This window comes from Aeromonas sp. QDB20, from assembly GCF_027707805.1.
GTDB lineage: Bacteria > Pseudomonadota > Gammaproteobacteria > Enterobacterales > Aeromonadaceae > Aeromonas > Aeromonas dhakensis.
The window spans coordinates 135513-150260 of record NZ_JAPCJC010000006.1; the positions used below are offsets into that span (position 1 = coordinate 135513).

A 14748-nucleotide genomic window follows, 5' to 3' on the forward strand; every position below is an offset into this window, starting at 1 on the left:
GGCTAGGGCGACTCCACCTGAACGGAAACGTGCGCCATGTTGCAACGCCTGCTCTCCCTGCTGCTCTGCCTTACTCTTCTTTCTCCCCTTGCCCAGGCCGATGACGCCATCACCCAGGTGGAAGAGCTGCTGCAGAGCGTGCCCAAGACGGACACCCCGGAGAACCAGAAGCTGCGGGAGAGCTACCAGCAGGCGCTGCAATTTGCCCGGGAGGCCCAGCGCTACCGCGAGCAGGGCAAGGCCTATCAGCAGGTGCTCATCGATTATCCCAAGGAGTCGGCCCGCCTCAAGGAGAGCCTGCACAACTACCAGCCCCAGCCTCGCCCTGCCCTCTCCTCCCTGAAGGAGGAGGCGCTGCGCCAGGCCATCGGCCTGAGCAGCAACCGCCAGCTCAACCTGCGCAAGGAGCGCCAGGGGGTGATGGACAGCCTCAACCAGCTGGAGAGCACCGGCCAGGAGTATCACCTGCGGGTCGACGAGCTACGCAAGCAGTTGCAGCAGACCCGTGCCCTGCTCGATCGGCTCAGCTTCAGCAGCGAGTCTGACCGCCAGCAGGATGCCCAGCAGCTGGTGACCCGCCTCAAGGAGCAGAGCCTCTCCGACCGGATCCAGATGCTGGAGCTGGAGCAGCTCTCCGCCCAGCAGCGCAACGACCTGGGCAAGCTCAGGCTGCAGGAGCTCAACCTCGCCATCACCGACGAGGACGAGTGGCAGACCAGCCTGCTCAACCAGCAGAACCAGCTGCGCCGCGACAAGACAGAACAGGCACTGGCGGAGAGCGAGCGCCTGCGCAAGCAGCTCACCTCCGACATGCCGCTGCTGCTGGAGCAGCAACAGCAGAATCAGGCGCTCTCCATCCAGCTCGGCGCGCTCGAAGATCAGATTGAGCGGGTGCAGGACGAGCAGCGGGTGATCGACACGAACCTCTCGACCCTGAACGACCTGGTCAACTCGGTGCGCGAGCAACTGGAGTGGCTGCAGATCAGCAACGCCTACGGCGAGAACCTGCGCAGCAAGCTCTCGGATCTGCCCGCCTACTTCCCCCTCGACAAGCTGGAGTCGGCCATCGTCAACGCCTGCATGGCCAAATACCAGTACGAGACCGAGCAGGATGCCCTCAAGGATCCGCGTCAGCTGCGCGATCAGCTGCTGACAACCGACGGCATCACCCTGGATCGCGCCCAGCTGGCGGTGCTCGACAACCTGCTCAAGGCCAGACGGCAGCTGCTGACCCGACTCAACGACGCCGCCGACAGCCTCATTCAGGAGCAGACCCGGCTCAAGCTGCTCTACAGCCGCCAGAACAGCAAGATCGACGAGATCCGCGAGCTCAGCGCCAGCCACCTGTTCTGGATGCCGGACGTGCGCCCGCTCACCCCGGCCGTGCTGCTCGGGGTGCCGGCCGCCCTCGGTCTCGCCCTCAACCCGGTCAACTGGTTGCAGCTGCCCCAGGCCATCGCCGAGAACAACCCCATCACCCTCACCTTCGCCGGTATCGGCATCCTGGTGCTGGCCTGGTGCTGGTTCAAGCTGGCTCGCCACCTGACCCACTACAGCCAGTACATAGCGCCCCGCATCGGCAAGGTGACCCAGGACAAGTTCAGCCTCACCAGCCGACTGCTGATGCGCTCTCTGCTGGCCTCCCTGCCGCTGCCCGCCATGGTGCTGATGGTGCGTGGCCTGCTCGACGGCGCCTGGCAATACCCGTTCGCGGTGGCGGTGGCCCGCGGCCTCGGCGAGATCTGGTTCCTGCTGCTGGCGCTCTTGATGGCCCGCCACCTGACGCTGGAGAAGGGGATCCTGATCCTCCATTTCCGCTGGCAGAAGGAGCGGGTGCAGAAGGTGTGGAGCCAGTTTCGCACCCTGCTGCTGGTAATCATCCCGAGTTTCTTCGTGCAAGGCATGGCCAACAGCTATCAGGAGCACGCCTTCTACGATTCCCTCGGCCGGCTGTCCTTCATCGTCGGCGCCCTCTGGCTGCTGCTGTTCTTCGCCCGCCTCAACCGGGAGCGGCTGCCGCTCACCTGGGGCCAGGCCGACATGAGCAAGCCCCACCTGCTGCACCACTTCATCTGGAACAGCCTGATGCTAGCGCCGCTGCTGGCGGTGATCGGCTCTCTACTCGGCTACTTCTATACCTCCCGCATCCTGCTGCGCCAATTAGAGCTGAGCCTGCTGATGGGGCTGGGTTGCCTGCTCGTCTACTATCTGGCGCACCGCTGGATGCTGATCCAGCGTCGTCGACTCGCCTTCGAGCGAGCCAAGAGCAAGCGCGCCGAGATCCTGGCCCAGCGCGGCCGGGAAGAGGGACACGACGAGCTCAGCTCCGAGATCCCGGACGTGGTGGAGGACACCGAACTGGATCTGGACACCATCAGTGCCCAGTCCCTCGGGCTGGTGCGCACCCTGCTGATGCTGGGCTTCACCATGCTGGTGGTGGTGCAGTGGTCCGAACTCAACTCGGCGTTCAGCTTCCTGCGCAGCATCGAGGTGTGGCAGGTAAGCAGCAAGATCGGCGGCATCGAGCAGGTCGTCGCCATCACCCTGCAGGATCTGATGCTGACGGCATTCACCTTCATCCTGACCGTGGTCACCGCCCGCAATCTGCCGGGCCTGATGGAGCTGACCCTGCTCCAGCACCTGAGCCTCTCCCCCGGCACCGGCTTCGCCATCACCACAGTGACCAAGTACATAGTGCTGGTGGTGGGGGCGCTGACCGGCTTCTCCATTCTCGGCATCGACTGGTCCAAGGCGCAGTGGATGGTGGCGGCCCTCTCCCTGGGCCTGGGTTTCGGGCTGCAGGAGATCTTCGCCAACTTCGTCTCCGGCCTCATCATACTGTTCGAGAAACCGATCCGGCTCGGCGACACTGTCACCATCCGCGAGCTGACCGGCACCGTCACCAAGATCAAGACCCGCGCCACCACCATAGTGGATTGGGACAGGAAGGAGATCATCGTCCCCAACAAGGCCTTCATCACCGAGCAGTTCATCAACTGGTCGCTGTCCGACGCCATCACCCGGGTACGGCTGCGCATCCGCATCGGCCTGACCCAGGAGCCGAGAAAGATACAGACCATTCTGGAAGAGTCGATCAAGGCCTCCACCCTGGTGCTGGAGACCCCCTCCCCCGAGGTGTTCCTGATCGAATTCACCGACTCGGCGCTGATCTACGAGATCCGGCTCTACGTGAACAGCATGGATCACCGCATGCCCATCACCCACGAGGTCCACTCGCTGGTGCTGGAGAAATTGCAGCAACAGGGGCTGGGGCTGCCGCACCAGCAGATCGACATTCGTCTGAGCCGGGCCTGAGTCGCCCTCACAGGAGCACAACATGCAGATCATCGCCCATCGCGGCGCCAGCGGACTGGCACCGGAGAACACCCTCAAGGCCATCAGGCTGGCGCTGACGCTGGGGGCTGGAGCCATCGAGATCGACGTGCAGCAGGCCGACGGCGAGCTGTGGGTCTTCCATGACCGAAGACTGGAGCGCTGCACCGACGGCCGCGGCGTGCTGACGGCCCAGTCACGCACCTATCTGGCGAGCCTGAATGCCGGCGAGGGAGAGGGGATCCCGACCCTGTGGCAGGTGATGGAGGCCATCGCCGGCCAGGCCGAGCTGCATATCGAGCTGAAAGGAGCACAAACAGCCGACGAGGTGGCCCGACTGACCCGGCGCGCTGAGGCCGAGCTTGGTTTCACGACCGCCCAGTGGGTCGTCTCCTCCTTCCACCATCCCGAGCTCGCCCGCTTCGCCGCACTGCGCCCCGAGATCAGGCTGGGGGCTCTCACCTCCACCATCCCCCTCACCCAGGCGGCCTTTGCGGCCGAGCTGGGTGCCTGGTCGCTCAACTGCGACGTGGATTTTGTCGATCAACAGCTGGTACAGGATGCCCACAAACGCGGGCTAAGAGTGTTGGTCTATACGGTCGATGAACCCGCCGATCAAGCGATGCTGGCCGCCATCGGCGTCGACGGCATCTTCACCAACCGGCCGGATCGTTTTCTGCCATCCGCCAAATTGGACTCATTGTGTCGGGGGTGATCGATAACCGCTGATTTAAGCTATAAATTTAATGGCGCACCGGGATACAAAAAGTTCGACTTTGGCCGATACAGTGTTGGCCCATAACAATAAAACCACACATCGCAGACTGAAGCTCACAAGGATGTAAACATGAACTTATCCATCAAGAACAAGCTTGTCCTCGCCATCGGGGTCATTATCCTGGTCATAACAGGCCTGCAGGTCTGGTACAACACAAGTCAACTGAAAAGCGAGACCCGGCGTCTGATCTGGAGCTTCATCGACGACAGCTCGGTCTCGAACGTGAAAGGCATCTCCCGCTGGCTGGACGCCCGCATCGGCATGGTCACCGCCACCAAGGAGGCCTTCGCCAAGGAAGACGAACCCATCAGCCATCTGGCCCAGACCATGAACGCAGGCAACTTCGACCTGGTCTACGTGGGCACCAAGGATGGCAAGATGATTCAGAGCAAGCCGACCGACCTGCCGGCCGGCTATGACCCCCGTCAACGTCCCTGGTACAAGGACGCCATGGCAGCCGGCAAGCTGGCCATCACCTCGCCTTATGCCGATATCACCACGGGTCAGCTGATCATCACCATCGCAGAGCCCTTCACCCGGGGCAACACTCAGGGGGTCATCGCCGGTGACGTCTCCATCGATGCCCTGGTACGCGATGTGCTGGCCCTCAATTCGGAAGGCACCTACGCCATCCTGGTTGACGGTAATGGCACCATCATCGCCCACCCGGACAAGGAGCTGGCGCTCAAGCCGGCCACCGCCCTTTCCCCCGATCTGACCGCAGCCAAGGTCAACGAACTGGCCCATGACAACACCATCTCCGAGATGGAGATCAGCGGCAAACCCAGCGTGTTCGACCTGACCGAGATCCCGAACACCAACTGGTATTTCGGCATCGTGGTGGACGAAGCGGTCGCCTACCAGTCCGTCTCCCGCATGGTCACCTCCGCCCTGTTGCAAGGCCTGCTGACCATCCTCATCGTGGCCGGTTTCTCCTACGTCGCCATCAGCGGCTCCCTGGCACCACTGAAGACCCTGGGCGATGCGATTGCCGATCTCTCCCGCGGCAACGGGGATCTGACCCGCCGCGTCAAGATCGAGCGGGAAGACGAAGTGGGTATAGTCGCCAAACACGTCAACACCTTCATCGACCGCATCCACGTGATGGTGCAGGACATCTCCAACTCCTCCGGGCAACTGAACCAGCAGGCCAAGTCGTCCCACAACATGGCGGAGAAATCGAGCCAGGGTCTGGCCCGCCAGCAAAACGAGATCTCCCAGATCGCGACTGCGGTGCACGAGATGTCCGCCACCGCGGTGGAAGTGGCCAGCAACGCCGAGCAGACCGCCGATGCGGCCCGCAGCTCCTCCAGCAGCTGTGAGCACGGCAAGCAGGTGATCGCCCGCAACCAGCGCTCCATCACGGATCTCGCCACCCAGGTCAAACAGGCTTCCGGCATCATTCAGGAACTGGAGAAGAACGCTCAGGAGATCAACACCATCCTCTCCACCATTCAGGGCATCGCCGAGCAGACCAACCTGCTGGCTCTGAACGCCGCCATCGAGGCAGCCCGTGCCGGCGAGCAGGGTCGCGGCTTCGCGGTGGTGGCCGACGAGGTGCGGGTGCTGTCACAGCGCACCCACAGCTCCACCGTCGAGATCCGCAACATGATCGAGACCCTGCAGCGCAACACCCAGGGCGCCGTCAGCACCATGCACGAAGGCCAGCTGCTGGCCCAGAACAGCGTGGAAGATGCCAACGATGCCACTCAGGCACTGGAGCAGATCACCGCCTCCATCAACCAGATCTCCGACATGGCGACCCAGATCTCCAGCGCCGCCGAGGAGCAGCGGGCCGTTACCGACGAGGTAAGCCGCAACATCCAGGCAGTCAAGGACGTCTCGGACGAGCTGGCGGTCGATGCCGACAGCTCACGCCATCTCTCTGAACAACTTAAAAATATTTCAGGTGAACTGAGCAATCAGGTCGGCATGTTCCGCATCTGATGCAGATCGACAAAAGGGGCCATGCAGGCCCCTTTTTTTATGAAAAAATGCTTTGGTTTCAATAGTTATTACCACATCAACCCGCAGGGATTACCGACTCTCCTGCACGACACCGGTCAGCCCTCGATCCTGCAACAGCTGACTCACCACGATCTTCGGATTAGTTTTTTGAACTCAACCACCACATTCTTCTATCCGTGAATAATTCTTATTAAATATTTTTGATAAAAAACTTAAAAACTTTGGGGGTAATACCTAAAAAGAGAGGTGTTTCTCATTTTTTTGAAAGAAAACTACGTATAATCCTGAGCTTAAAATAACCATAGTAATGACAGCGGCTGATACCGATAACTGCAGGATGGCGATAATTACGGCGTTTTCATCCAAGGAATGGGGTGATTTTGATAAAGATCACCATTGCCAAGCACTAAAACAGACCAGTTTGACTTGCATCAAGCCTGAATTTTTTTCATAGAGCAAAATCGTGCCCAGCAAATCTATCCCTAAGGAGGCAGATGTGGATATTATCAAGACCGATGTCGCCATCATCGGTGCTGGTGGTGGTGGCCTGCGTGCCGCAATCGCCATAGCGGAAGCTCACCCGGAGCTGGAGATCTCCCTGATCTCCAAGGTCTACCCGATGCGCAGCCACACGGTGGCCGCAGAGGGCGGCGCCGCCGGTGTCGTCCGTGATGATGACTCCCTCGAAAACCACTTCAACGACACCGTCTCCGGTGGCGACTGGTTGTGTGAGCAGGACGTGGTCGACTACTTCGTCAACAATGCCACCAACGAGATGATCCAGCTGGAGCACTGGGGTTGCCCCTGGAGCCGCAAGCCGGACGGCAAGGCCAACGTGCGCCGTTTCGGCGGGATGAAGATCCCCCGCACCTGGTTCGCGGCAGACAAATCCGGTTTCCACATTCTGCACACCCTGTTCCAGACCTCCATCAAGTACCCGAGCATCAAGCGCTTCGACGAGCACTTCTGCATGGATCTCATCGTGGAAGATGGTCGCGTCCAGGGCGTACTGACCTTTGACATCCAGAACGGCATCACCCGCTTCATCCAGGCCAAATCCGTCATTTTGGCCACCGGTGGCGCCGGCCGTGTCTATCGCTACAACACCAACGGCGGCATCGTCACCGGTGACGGCATGGCGCTGGCCTACCGCCACGGCGTACCGCTGCGCGACATGGAGTTCGTCCAGTACCACCCGACCGGTCTGCCGGGCACCGGCATCCTGATGACCGAAGGTTGTCGTGGTGAGGGTGGCATCCTGCTCAACAAGGATGGCTACCGCTACCTGCAAGACTACGGCTTGGGCCCGGAAACTCCGGTCGGCCAACCGAAGAACAAGCACATGGAGCTGGGTCCCCGTGACCGTCTCTCCCAGGCCTTCTGGCAGGAGCAGCAGAAAGGCCGCGTGATCCAGGGCCCGATGGGCGACGTGGTTCACCTCGACCTGCGCCACCTCGGCGAGAAGTACCTGAAGGAGCGTCTGCCCTTCATCTGCGAACTGGCCAAGGCCTACGTGGGTGTGGATCCGGTCAAGGAGCCGATCCCGGTACGTCCGACTGCCCACTACACCATGGGCGGCATCGAGACCAACGGCGCATGCGCCACCCGTCTGCCGGGCCTCTATGCCCTGGGCGAGTGTGCCTCCGTCGGTCTGCACGGCGCCAACCGTCTTGGTTCCAACTCCCTGTCCGAGATCGTGGTGTTCGGCAAGGTGGCCGGTGAGCACGCCGGTGAATTTGCCAAGACCCAGTCTCACGGCAACACCCAGGCGCTGGCCGCCAAGGCCGAGGCGCTGATCAAGCAGCACCTCTCCCTGCTCGACATCGACGGCACCGAAAACCCGGCCGATATCCGCAACGAACTGGGCATGTCCATGGAAGCCGGGGTCGGTATCTACCGTACCGAAGAGCTGATGCAGGGCACCATCGACAAGATCAACGAGCTGAAAGCCCGTTACAAGAAGATCAAGATCAACGACAAGTCCTCCGTCTTCAACACCGATCTGCTGTACGCCATCGAACTGGGCTACATGCTGGACGTGGCCGAAGCCATGGCGCACTCCGCCATCAACCGGAAAGAGTCCCGCGGTTCCCACCAGCGTCTGGACGGTTACGAGGAGCGCGATGACGTCAACTTCCTCAAGCACACTCTCTCCTTCTACAACGGCGAAGGGGCCCCGACCATCGACTATTCCGATGTGAAGATCACTAAATCCCAACCGGCCAAGCGCGTGTACGGTTCCGAGGGTGAGAAACAAGACGAGGCTAAGAAGAATGGCTGAGATGATCGAAATTGAAATCCTGCGCTACCGTCCCGAGCAGGATAACGAGCCCTGGATGCAAACCTTCCAGGTGCCCTACCTCAAAGAGATGTCCCTGCTGGATGCGCTGCAATACATCAAGGATCATCTGGACTCTACCTTAAGCTTCCGCTGGTCCTGCCGGATGGCGATCTGCGGCTCCTGCGGCATGATGGTCAACGGCATTCCGAAACTCGGTTGCAAGACCTTCCTGCGCGACTACCTGCCGGGCAAGATGACTATCGAGCCGCTCAACAACTTCCCGATCGAGCGCGATCTGGTGGTCGACATGTCCGACTTCATCGAGAAGCTGGAGAGCATCAAGCCCTACATCATCCCGTCTGAGCCGCGCAACCTGTGCGATGGCGAGTACACCCAGACCCCGGCTGACATGGCGAAGTATCACCAGTTCTCCATGTGCATCAACTGCGGTCTGTGCTACGCGGCCTGCCCGCAGTATGGCATCAACAAGAAGTTCACCGGTCCGGCGGCCCTGGCACTGGCCTACCGCTACAACGCCGACAACCGCGACAGTGCGTCCAAAGAGCGGATGAAAATCATCAGCCAGGACGAGGGCGTCTGGGGTTGCACCTTCGTGGGCTACTGCTCCGAAGTGTGCCCGAAAGGCGTGGATCCGGCGGCGGCCATCCAGCTTGGCAAGGTCGAGAGCGCCAAGGACTACATGATCGCCATGTTCAAGCCAGATTGAGAGCAGGAATGAGACCATGAACAACACCAATAGCAAACGTAAGCCTTACGTCCGCGAAATGAAGAAAGACTGGTGGCTGAAGAATGCCTTCTACACCGGCTACATGATCCGCGAAGGCACCAGCATCTTCGTCTCCATCTACGCCGTCGTGCTGATGTGGGGTCTGCTGCGGCTGGTACAGGGTCAGGAGGCGTTCAACGGCTGGCTGGAATCCCTGCAAAGCCCGATCGCCATCCTGTTCCATGTCATCGCCCTGGCAGCCTGCCTGTTCCACGCCAAGACCTGGTTCGCCCTGGCGCCGAAAGCCATGCGCATCTTCCGTGGCGAAGACCTGGTGCCGGAGAAGCCGATCGTCATCGCCCAGTATGTGGCGCTGGCGGTGGTATCCCTGCTTGTCCTGATCATCGTGGCCTGAGGAGAAAACAATGAGACGTTCTGACGAGCCTGGTTATTGGTGTCTGTTTGGTACCGGGCTCTCATTCAGAAACGTTGGCCACGATCACTCAATCATGATTTGAGGAAAAAATATGAGACGTTCTGACGAGCCTATATATTGGGGTCTGTTTGGTGCCGGCGGCATGGTCGTTGCCATGCTGCTGCCGGTCATTGTCCTCATCACAGGTCTGCTGGTGCCCATGGGCATCATGGACGTGGAGACCATGAGCTACGAGCGCGTGCTGGAATTCGCCAGCTCCTGGTGGGGTGCCTGCATCCTGCTGGCCATCATCGCCCTGCCCATCTGGCACGGCATGCACCGCATCTACCACGGCCTGCATGACTTGGGGATCCACACCACCAAGCTGCACCACTATGTGTTCTATGGCTTCGCCTTCCTGGTGTCCGCCATCACCCTGGGTCTGCTGATGGTGCTGGTGTTCCAGTAAGCACATCCAGACTGCATGACAAACCGGGCCAAGTGCCCGGTTTTTTATTGCCCGCCCGAAAGCCCGTCAGCCCCCCCTCAATAATCTCGGTAAAACAGAACTTTTAACCAACAATACCAAGATCACCATCACATAAAACCAACATCATACTAATATGCAGTGAACTAGCTTGACCACCATCAATTAATCAAAAGACGCAACCGCATAATTTCCTCTGACTAAACGCTTATTCAGAGGGAGTTAAATCATGACTGACAAATCACGCTCGGTAACAATAGGCAGTTACCTGGCACTGGCGTTCGCCATCGTATTCTTCTCGGGACTGCTGCAGTCCAACCAGTGGTACGGAGTATTCGACTTTACCACGCTGAACGGCTCGTTCGGCACCATGGTTCAGAGCGTCAGCGAGAACGGCGACGGCCTCAAGACCGCCATGACCGACATGCGCGGCAAGGGGGGCAACGGCGCCCGCGACGGCTTCCTGTTTGCCCTGACCCTGATCCCCACCGTGATGTTCGCCCTCGGCATGATCAATGTGCTGGAACACTACGGCGCCCTGGATGCCGCCCGCAAGCTGCTGACCCCACTGCTGCGACCGCTGATGGGGATCCCGGGCAATACGGGGTTGGCGCTGATCGCCTCCCTGCAGAGTACCGACGCCGGCGCCGCCATGACCCGCCAGCTCAAGGATGAAGGGCTCATCAGCAAGCGCGAGACCGACGTCTTCACCATGTTCCAGTTCTCCGCCGGTGCCACCATAGTCAACTTCTTCTCCTCCGGCGCCGTGCTGTTCACCTTGACCCTGGCCGATGGCAGCCCGGCAGTCAGCTCCTCCATCGGTCTCGCCGTGGTGGTGATGTTTGCCTTCAAATTTGTCGGTGCCAACCTGTTTAGGGTCTACCTCAACCTGACCGAAGGCAAAAACAGCAACAACACCCAGCACGCCACGACCCCCAGCACCCAGGAGCAATCCAAATGAGCCAGGCCAACGTCAAAAAACCCATCGTCACCGATATCTTCGTCGAAGGGGCCAAGAAGGGATGGGTCATCGCCACCACCTCCACCGTGCCCAACGTGCTAATGGCCTTCGTCATCATCAAGGCGCTGCAGATCACCGGCGCCCTGGACGCCATGGGTGCCATCTTCTCCCCCATCATGGCGGTGTTTGGTCTGCCCGGTGAGGCAGCTGCCGTGTTGATCGGCGCCTGGATGTCCATGGGCGGCGCGGTCGGCGTGGTCATCACCCTGTTCGATCAGGGCATACTCAACGGCACCCATATCGCCATCCTGGCCCCCGCCATCTACCTGATGGGCTCCCAGGTGCAGTACATGGGCCGCATCCTCGGCTGCATCGGCACCGAAGGGCGCTACATCCCCATCATGATCGCCATCTCTGTGCTCAATGCCTTCGGCGCCATGCTGTTGATGAACATCCTTCTCTGACCCTTTTCGAACAACCACATAGGTGGAGCAACCGATGACTTTTTCTCTGGATGAATACCTGGCCGAGCTGGCCCCTCTCGTCAACCTGGATTGCGGCTCATTGCATCAGCCAGGCATCGCCGCAGTGGCAGATATGATGGCCGCCAAATACGAGGCCATGGGTGGCTGGTACGTCAAGCGGGTTGACTGCGGGGTAGCAGGCGTAGGACTGGAAATTCGCAACCAGCCTGATGCCGAAAGGATCGATGTGATGTTGATTGGCCATATGGACACCGTCTTCCCCCTCGGCACCGCCGCCACCCGCCCGCTGAGCGTTGATGGCGAGCGAGCTTACGGCCCCGGCGTCTCCGACATGAAATCCGGCCTGCTCAACATCGTCTATGCCCTGCGCACCCTGCCCCGCGAAGTGCGCGACAGCCTGAGCATCTGCGTCTGCATGAATCCGGATGAAGAGATTGGCTCCCTGCACTCCAGCGACTGGCTGGCCTCGGTGGCCAAACAGGCCCGTCAGGTGCTGGTGGCCGAAGCAGCCCGTGCCGACGGCTCCCTGGTCAAGGCCCGCAAGGGGATGGCCCGCTATCGTCTCGATTTCACCGGCAAGGCGGCCCACGCGGGCAACGAGCCGCAGAAGGGGCGCAGCGCCATCACCGAGCTGGGTCACTGGATCCTGGCCATCAATGCCCTCACCAATTTCGAGAGTGGCACCACCCTCAACATCGGCATCGTCGAAGGGGGCACTGGCGCCAACATAGTGCCGGCCCACGCCAGCGCCGTAGTAGATGTGCGCTTCTGGGACAACCAGGAGTACTGCCAGGTCAACGACCAGTTACTGACCCTGGCCGAGCGCCCCCATCTGAAAGGGGTCGCCATCAAGCTGACCCGTGAGGCGCACAAGCCAGCCATGATGCCGTCAGAGGGCACCCAGGCACTTATGGCCATCGTGGAGGAGTGCGGTCAGGAGTTGGGTCTGCCCATCTGCTGGCAGGAGGTCGGTGGCGGCTCCGATGCCAACCTGACCGCCGCCCTCGGCATTCCGACCCTGGACGGCCTGGGCCCCATCGGCGCAGGTTTCCACAGTGACGAGGAGTATCTGGACCTGGCGAGCATAGCCCCGCGCATCGAGCTGCTGGTGAGGGTGTTGACCCGTATCGCGAACTGACATCGGCATTCATAAAAAGAGGATCCAGCCGGTTTACATCGGCTGGCTCCTCTTTTCTCGTCCTACTGACAGGCTGTCTGCCGGCTACTCCATCGGCGGCAAAAAACGGCGCATCACCTCGTCGCTGTAACCGCTGTCCTGAAACTCGATCAGCAACTGGTTGAGGCGGGTCACCAGCTCATAGGAGCGCGGCGAGCCCTTGCTCACCAGCAGATAGAAGCCCTTGCGGCTGGGCAGGGCGAGGTGGAGCAGGCCGCTCTCGCTCTGGTAGATGCCAAGGCCGATACCGCTCATCAGGGGTTCAATCTCGCTGGGCAAAAAGTCACAGCGATCGCGCCCCAGCATGTCCAGCGCCTGCTGCAACTGCTTGAGCCGTCGCGGCTCCTGCGCCAGCCCGTAGGGGGCATAGTTGTAGCCGAGCACCCCGCACACCCGTGAGCGATTGACCGTCTGCAGATCGGGCGCCTCGGGGAAGCGCCGCTTGAGGTAGAAAAATCCGAGGTGGGTGTAGTAAAGCGGCACGCTGTAGAAAGCATATTCCGCCCGCTCCGGCTTGTAACTGGCATCCCAGGTCAGCTCGCACAAGCGGTTCTGGCGATAGTCGGCCAGCTCCTGCTGCACCCTTGCCCAGGGCAGATAGCGGATCTTGTAGGACAAACCGAGCCGCTTCAGGGCCTCGAGCACCTGGGTTGTGGCAGAGCCGGTGAGACGGCCGGTATCGGGCACGCCATCCTTGCGCTCCCAGTAGGTGAAGGGGGCCCACTCGTTGCCCTCCCCCAGGCAGATCTGCACCTCGGGCTGGGCCGCCTCCACCAGCCCGGTCAGGCCCCATCCCAGCAGCAACAACATGGCTCGCGTCATTGTCTCCCTCCTTCGCCTCCCTTACAGCTTAGTGCAGACGGGGGTGATGCTCCCCGTCAGGGTGCCCCCTCCTGCCACAGGGCCAGCAGGGGCGCGGGGATGGCGCCGTAGCGCAAGGTCGGAGTCTGGTGCCAGTCGGCCAGCCGCTGCAGCGCTTTGGCCAGCTCCTGCGCCAAGGTTCGGGTCACCCTGACCCCCGCCTCCAGATAGAGACTCTTTATCTCGAAGATCTCCTGCTGGCGATGGGCCTTGGCGTCCATCCTGCCCACCAGCTTGCCGCGATGCAGCAGCGGCAGCACGAAGTAGCCGTACTGGCGCTTGGGGGCCGGGGTATAGCACTCGATGCGGTAGTCAAAGCCAAACAACTCGCTGGCCCGCTTGCGATCCCAGACCAGAGGGTCAAACGGTGACAAGGCCGTGGTATGGGTCGCCTTGAGGGTGCCAGCCTGCGCCCTGGCCAACTCCTCGGCCAGGGAGGCGTGCACGAAGGCGCCGTGCTGCCACCCCTCCACCCGCACCGGCAACAGCTCCCCTTCGTCCGCCAGCTGATGGAGCAGGGCGTCGTATTTGCCGCGTCGCAACCGATAGTAGTCGGCCACCCAGCCGGTCTTGACCAGCCCCAGCGCCCGGCAACTGGCTCGCACCATGTCCCTTTGCGCCTGTTCCGGGCTCGGCAGATCCCGCGCGTCGCGCCACTCGGGCATCACCCGCTCGGCCAGATCGTAAACCCGCTGGAAGTTGCGCCGCTCGCGCACCATCAGCTGGCCTGCGGTGAACAGCACCTCCAGATGGCGCTTCTCCGGCTTCCAGTCCCACCAGCCATTGCCCTTGCCCCCCTTGCGTTCAAAATCGGCCGCCCGCACCGGGCCATGCTGGCGAATGCGCTCGATGATATCGCCGATCTCCTGCTGATGGGTGGCGAGCCAGTTGGCCGAAAACTTCCAGCCCATGGCGGCGGGATCCAGCATGCGGTGGCGCAGCAGGCGGTAATCCTCCCGTGGCACGAAGCAGGCCTCGTGGGCCCAGTATTCGAATAGATCGCCATCGGCCAGCAACTGCTCCAACCAGCGCGGATCGTACTGCCCCAGCCGGCTGAACAGCACCAGGTAAGGGCTGCGGGCCACCACCGAGATAGTGTCTATCTGCAGCAGCGCCATGCGGCGGATGGTGGCCAGCAGATCGGCCGGTTTCGCCTTGCCGCGGCGCGGCGTCAGCAGCCCTTGGGCCGCCAGTTGTAGATGACGGGCGTCTTGCAATGAGAGGTGGGGGATCGACATGGAAATAGGGGCATCCGTTCCTGAGTATCGGGCCACC

12 protein-coding genes are annotated in these 14748 nt (G+C 61.2%); 10 read left to right on the forward strand and 2 right to left on the reverse strand.

Going from position 1 to position 14748, the window contains the following annotated elements; genetic code table 11:
- The first annotated feature begins 36 nt into the window (after positions 1–36).
- From mscM to PG897_RS09805, 10 genes are all read left to right on the forward strand, one after another.
- On the forward strand, positions 37–3315 hold the full coding sequence (gene mscM / locus PG897_RS09760) for a miniconductance mechanosensitive channel MscM (protein WP_270828970.1): 3279 nt from the start codon (positions 37–39) through the stop codon (positions 3313–3315).
- 22 nt (positions 3316–3337) lie between these two features.
- Positions 3338–4048 carry a glycerophosphodiester phosphodiesterase gene (locus PG897_RS09765; RefSeq protein WP_043171196.1) on the forward strand — a complete coding sequence of 237 codons (711 nt, stop codon included), beginning with the start codon at positions 3338–3340 and terminating at the stop codon, positions 4046–4048.
- 132 nt (positions 4049–4180) lie between these two features.
- Positions 4181–6058 carry a methyl-accepting chemotaxis protein gene (locus PG897_RS09770; protein ID WP_043171198.1) on the forward strand — a complete coding sequence of 626 codons (1878 nt, stop codon included), beginning with the start codon at positions 4181–4183 and terminating at the stop codon, positions 6056–6058.
- A 517-nt stretch (positions 6059–6575) separates the two neighbouring features.
- Positions 6576–8360 carry a fumarate reductase (quinol) flavoprotein subunit gene (gene frdA, locus PG897_RS09775; RefSeq protein WP_043171199.1) on the forward strand — a complete coding sequence of 595 codons (1785 nt, stop codon included), beginning with the start codon at positions 6576–6578 and terminating at the stop codon, positions 8358–8360.
- A complete protein-coding gene (locus tag PG897_RS09780) occupies positions 8353–9087 on the forward strand; it encodes a succinate dehydrogenase/fumarate reductase iron-sulfur subunit (RefSeq protein ID WP_005298338.1) in 735 nt (244 codons plus the stop codon). Before frdA ends, PG897_RS09780 begins: the two co-directional genes overlap by 8 nt.
- A 16-nt stretch (positions 9088–9103) precedes the next feature.
- Positions 9104–9502, forward strand: a complete 399-nt coding sequence (locus PG897_RS09785) for a fumarate reductase subunit C (RefSeq protein ID WP_005298336.1) — start codon at positions 9104–9106, stop codon at positions 9500–9502.
- A 112-nt stretch (positions 9503–9614) separates the two neighbouring features.
- Entirely contained in the window at positions 9615–9971 is a 357-nt protein-coding gene (gene frdD / locus PG897_RS09790; protein WP_005298330.1) for a fumarate reductase subunit FrdD, read from the forward strand.
- Between the two features lie 247 nt (positions 9972–10218).
- Entirely contained in the window at positions 10219–10950 is a 732-nt protein-coding gene (locus PG897_RS09795) for a nucleoside recognition domain-containing protein (RefSeq protein ID WP_043171200.1), read from the forward strand.
- Complete coding sequence (locus tag PG897_RS09800; protein ID WP_043171201.1) at positions 10947–11414, forward strand: YjiG family protein; 468 nt, start codon at positions 10947–10949, stop codon at positions 11412–11414. Before PG897_RS09795 ends, PG897_RS09800 begins: the two co-directional genes overlap by 4 nt.
- A 34-nt stretch (positions 11415–11448) precedes the next feature.
- Complete coding sequence (locus PG897_RS09805; RefSeq protein WP_201881654.1) at positions 11449–12573, forward strand: M20 family metallopeptidase; 1125 nt, start codon at positions 11449–11451, stop codon at positions 12571–12573.
- Between the two features lie 84 nt (positions 12574–12657).
- On the opposite strand, the gene PG897_RS09810 is transcribed toward PG897_RS09805, so the two are convergent.
- Positions 12658–13434, reverse strand: coding sequence for a substrate-binding periplasmic protein (locus tag PG897_RS09810; protein WP_017787967.1), 777 nt, complete (start codon positions 13432–13434; stop codon positions 12658–12660).
- Between the two features lie 56 nt (positions 13435–13490).
- Positions 13491–14711, reverse strand: a complete 1221-nt coding sequence (locus PG897_RS09815; RefSeq protein ID WP_201881652.1) for a winged helix-turn-helix domain-containing protein — start codon at positions 14709–14711, stop codon at positions 13491–13493.
- Between the last annotated feature and the right edge of the window lie 37 nt (positions 14712–14748).

Bases quoted from the DNA above. Each gene is read 5' to 3' on its own strand.
- mscM (WP_270828970.1), top strand. From the start codon at position 37: ATGTTGCAACGCCTGCTCTCCCTGCTGCTCTGCCTTACTCTTCTTTCT.
- PG897_RS09765 (WP_043171196.1), top strand. From the start codon at position 3,338: ATGCAGATCATCGCCCATCGCGGCGCCAGCGGACTGGCACCGGAGAAC.
- PG897_RS09770 (WP_043171198.1), top strand. From the start codon at position 4,181: ATGAACTTATCCATCAAGAACAAGCTTGTCCTCGCCATCGGGGTCATT.
- PG897_RS09780 (WP_005298338.1), top strand. From the start codon at position 8,353: ATGGCTGAGATGATCGAAATTGAAATCCTGCGCTACCGTCCCGAGCAG.
- PG897_RS09785 (WP_005298336.1), top strand. From the start codon at position 9,104: ATGAACAACACCAATAGCAAACGTAAGCCTTACGTCCGCGAAATGAAG.
- frdD (WP_005298330.1), top strand. From the start codon at position 9,615: ATGAGACGTTCTGACGAGCCTATATATTGGGGTCTGTTTGGTGCCGGC.
- PG897_RS09795 (WP_043171200.1), top strand. From the start codon at position 10,219: ATGACTGACAAATCACGCTCGGTAACAATAGGCAGTTACCTGGCACTG.
- PG897_RS09800 (WP_043171201.1), top strand. From the start codon at position 10,947: ATGAGCCAGGCCAACGTCAAAAAACCCATCGTCACCGATATCTTCGTC.
- PG897_RS09805 (WP_201881654.1), top strand. From the start codon at position 11,449: ATGACTTTTTCTCTGGATGAATACCTGGCCGAGCTGGCCCCTCTCGTC.
- PG897_RS09810 (WP_017787967.1), bottom strand. From the start codon at position 13,434: ATGACGCGAGCCATGTTGTTGCTGCTGGGATGGGGCCTGACCGGGCTG.
- PG897_RS09815 (WP_201881652.1), bottom strand. From the start codon at position 14,711: ATGTCGATCCCCCACCTCTCATTGCAAGACGCCCGTCATCTACAACTG.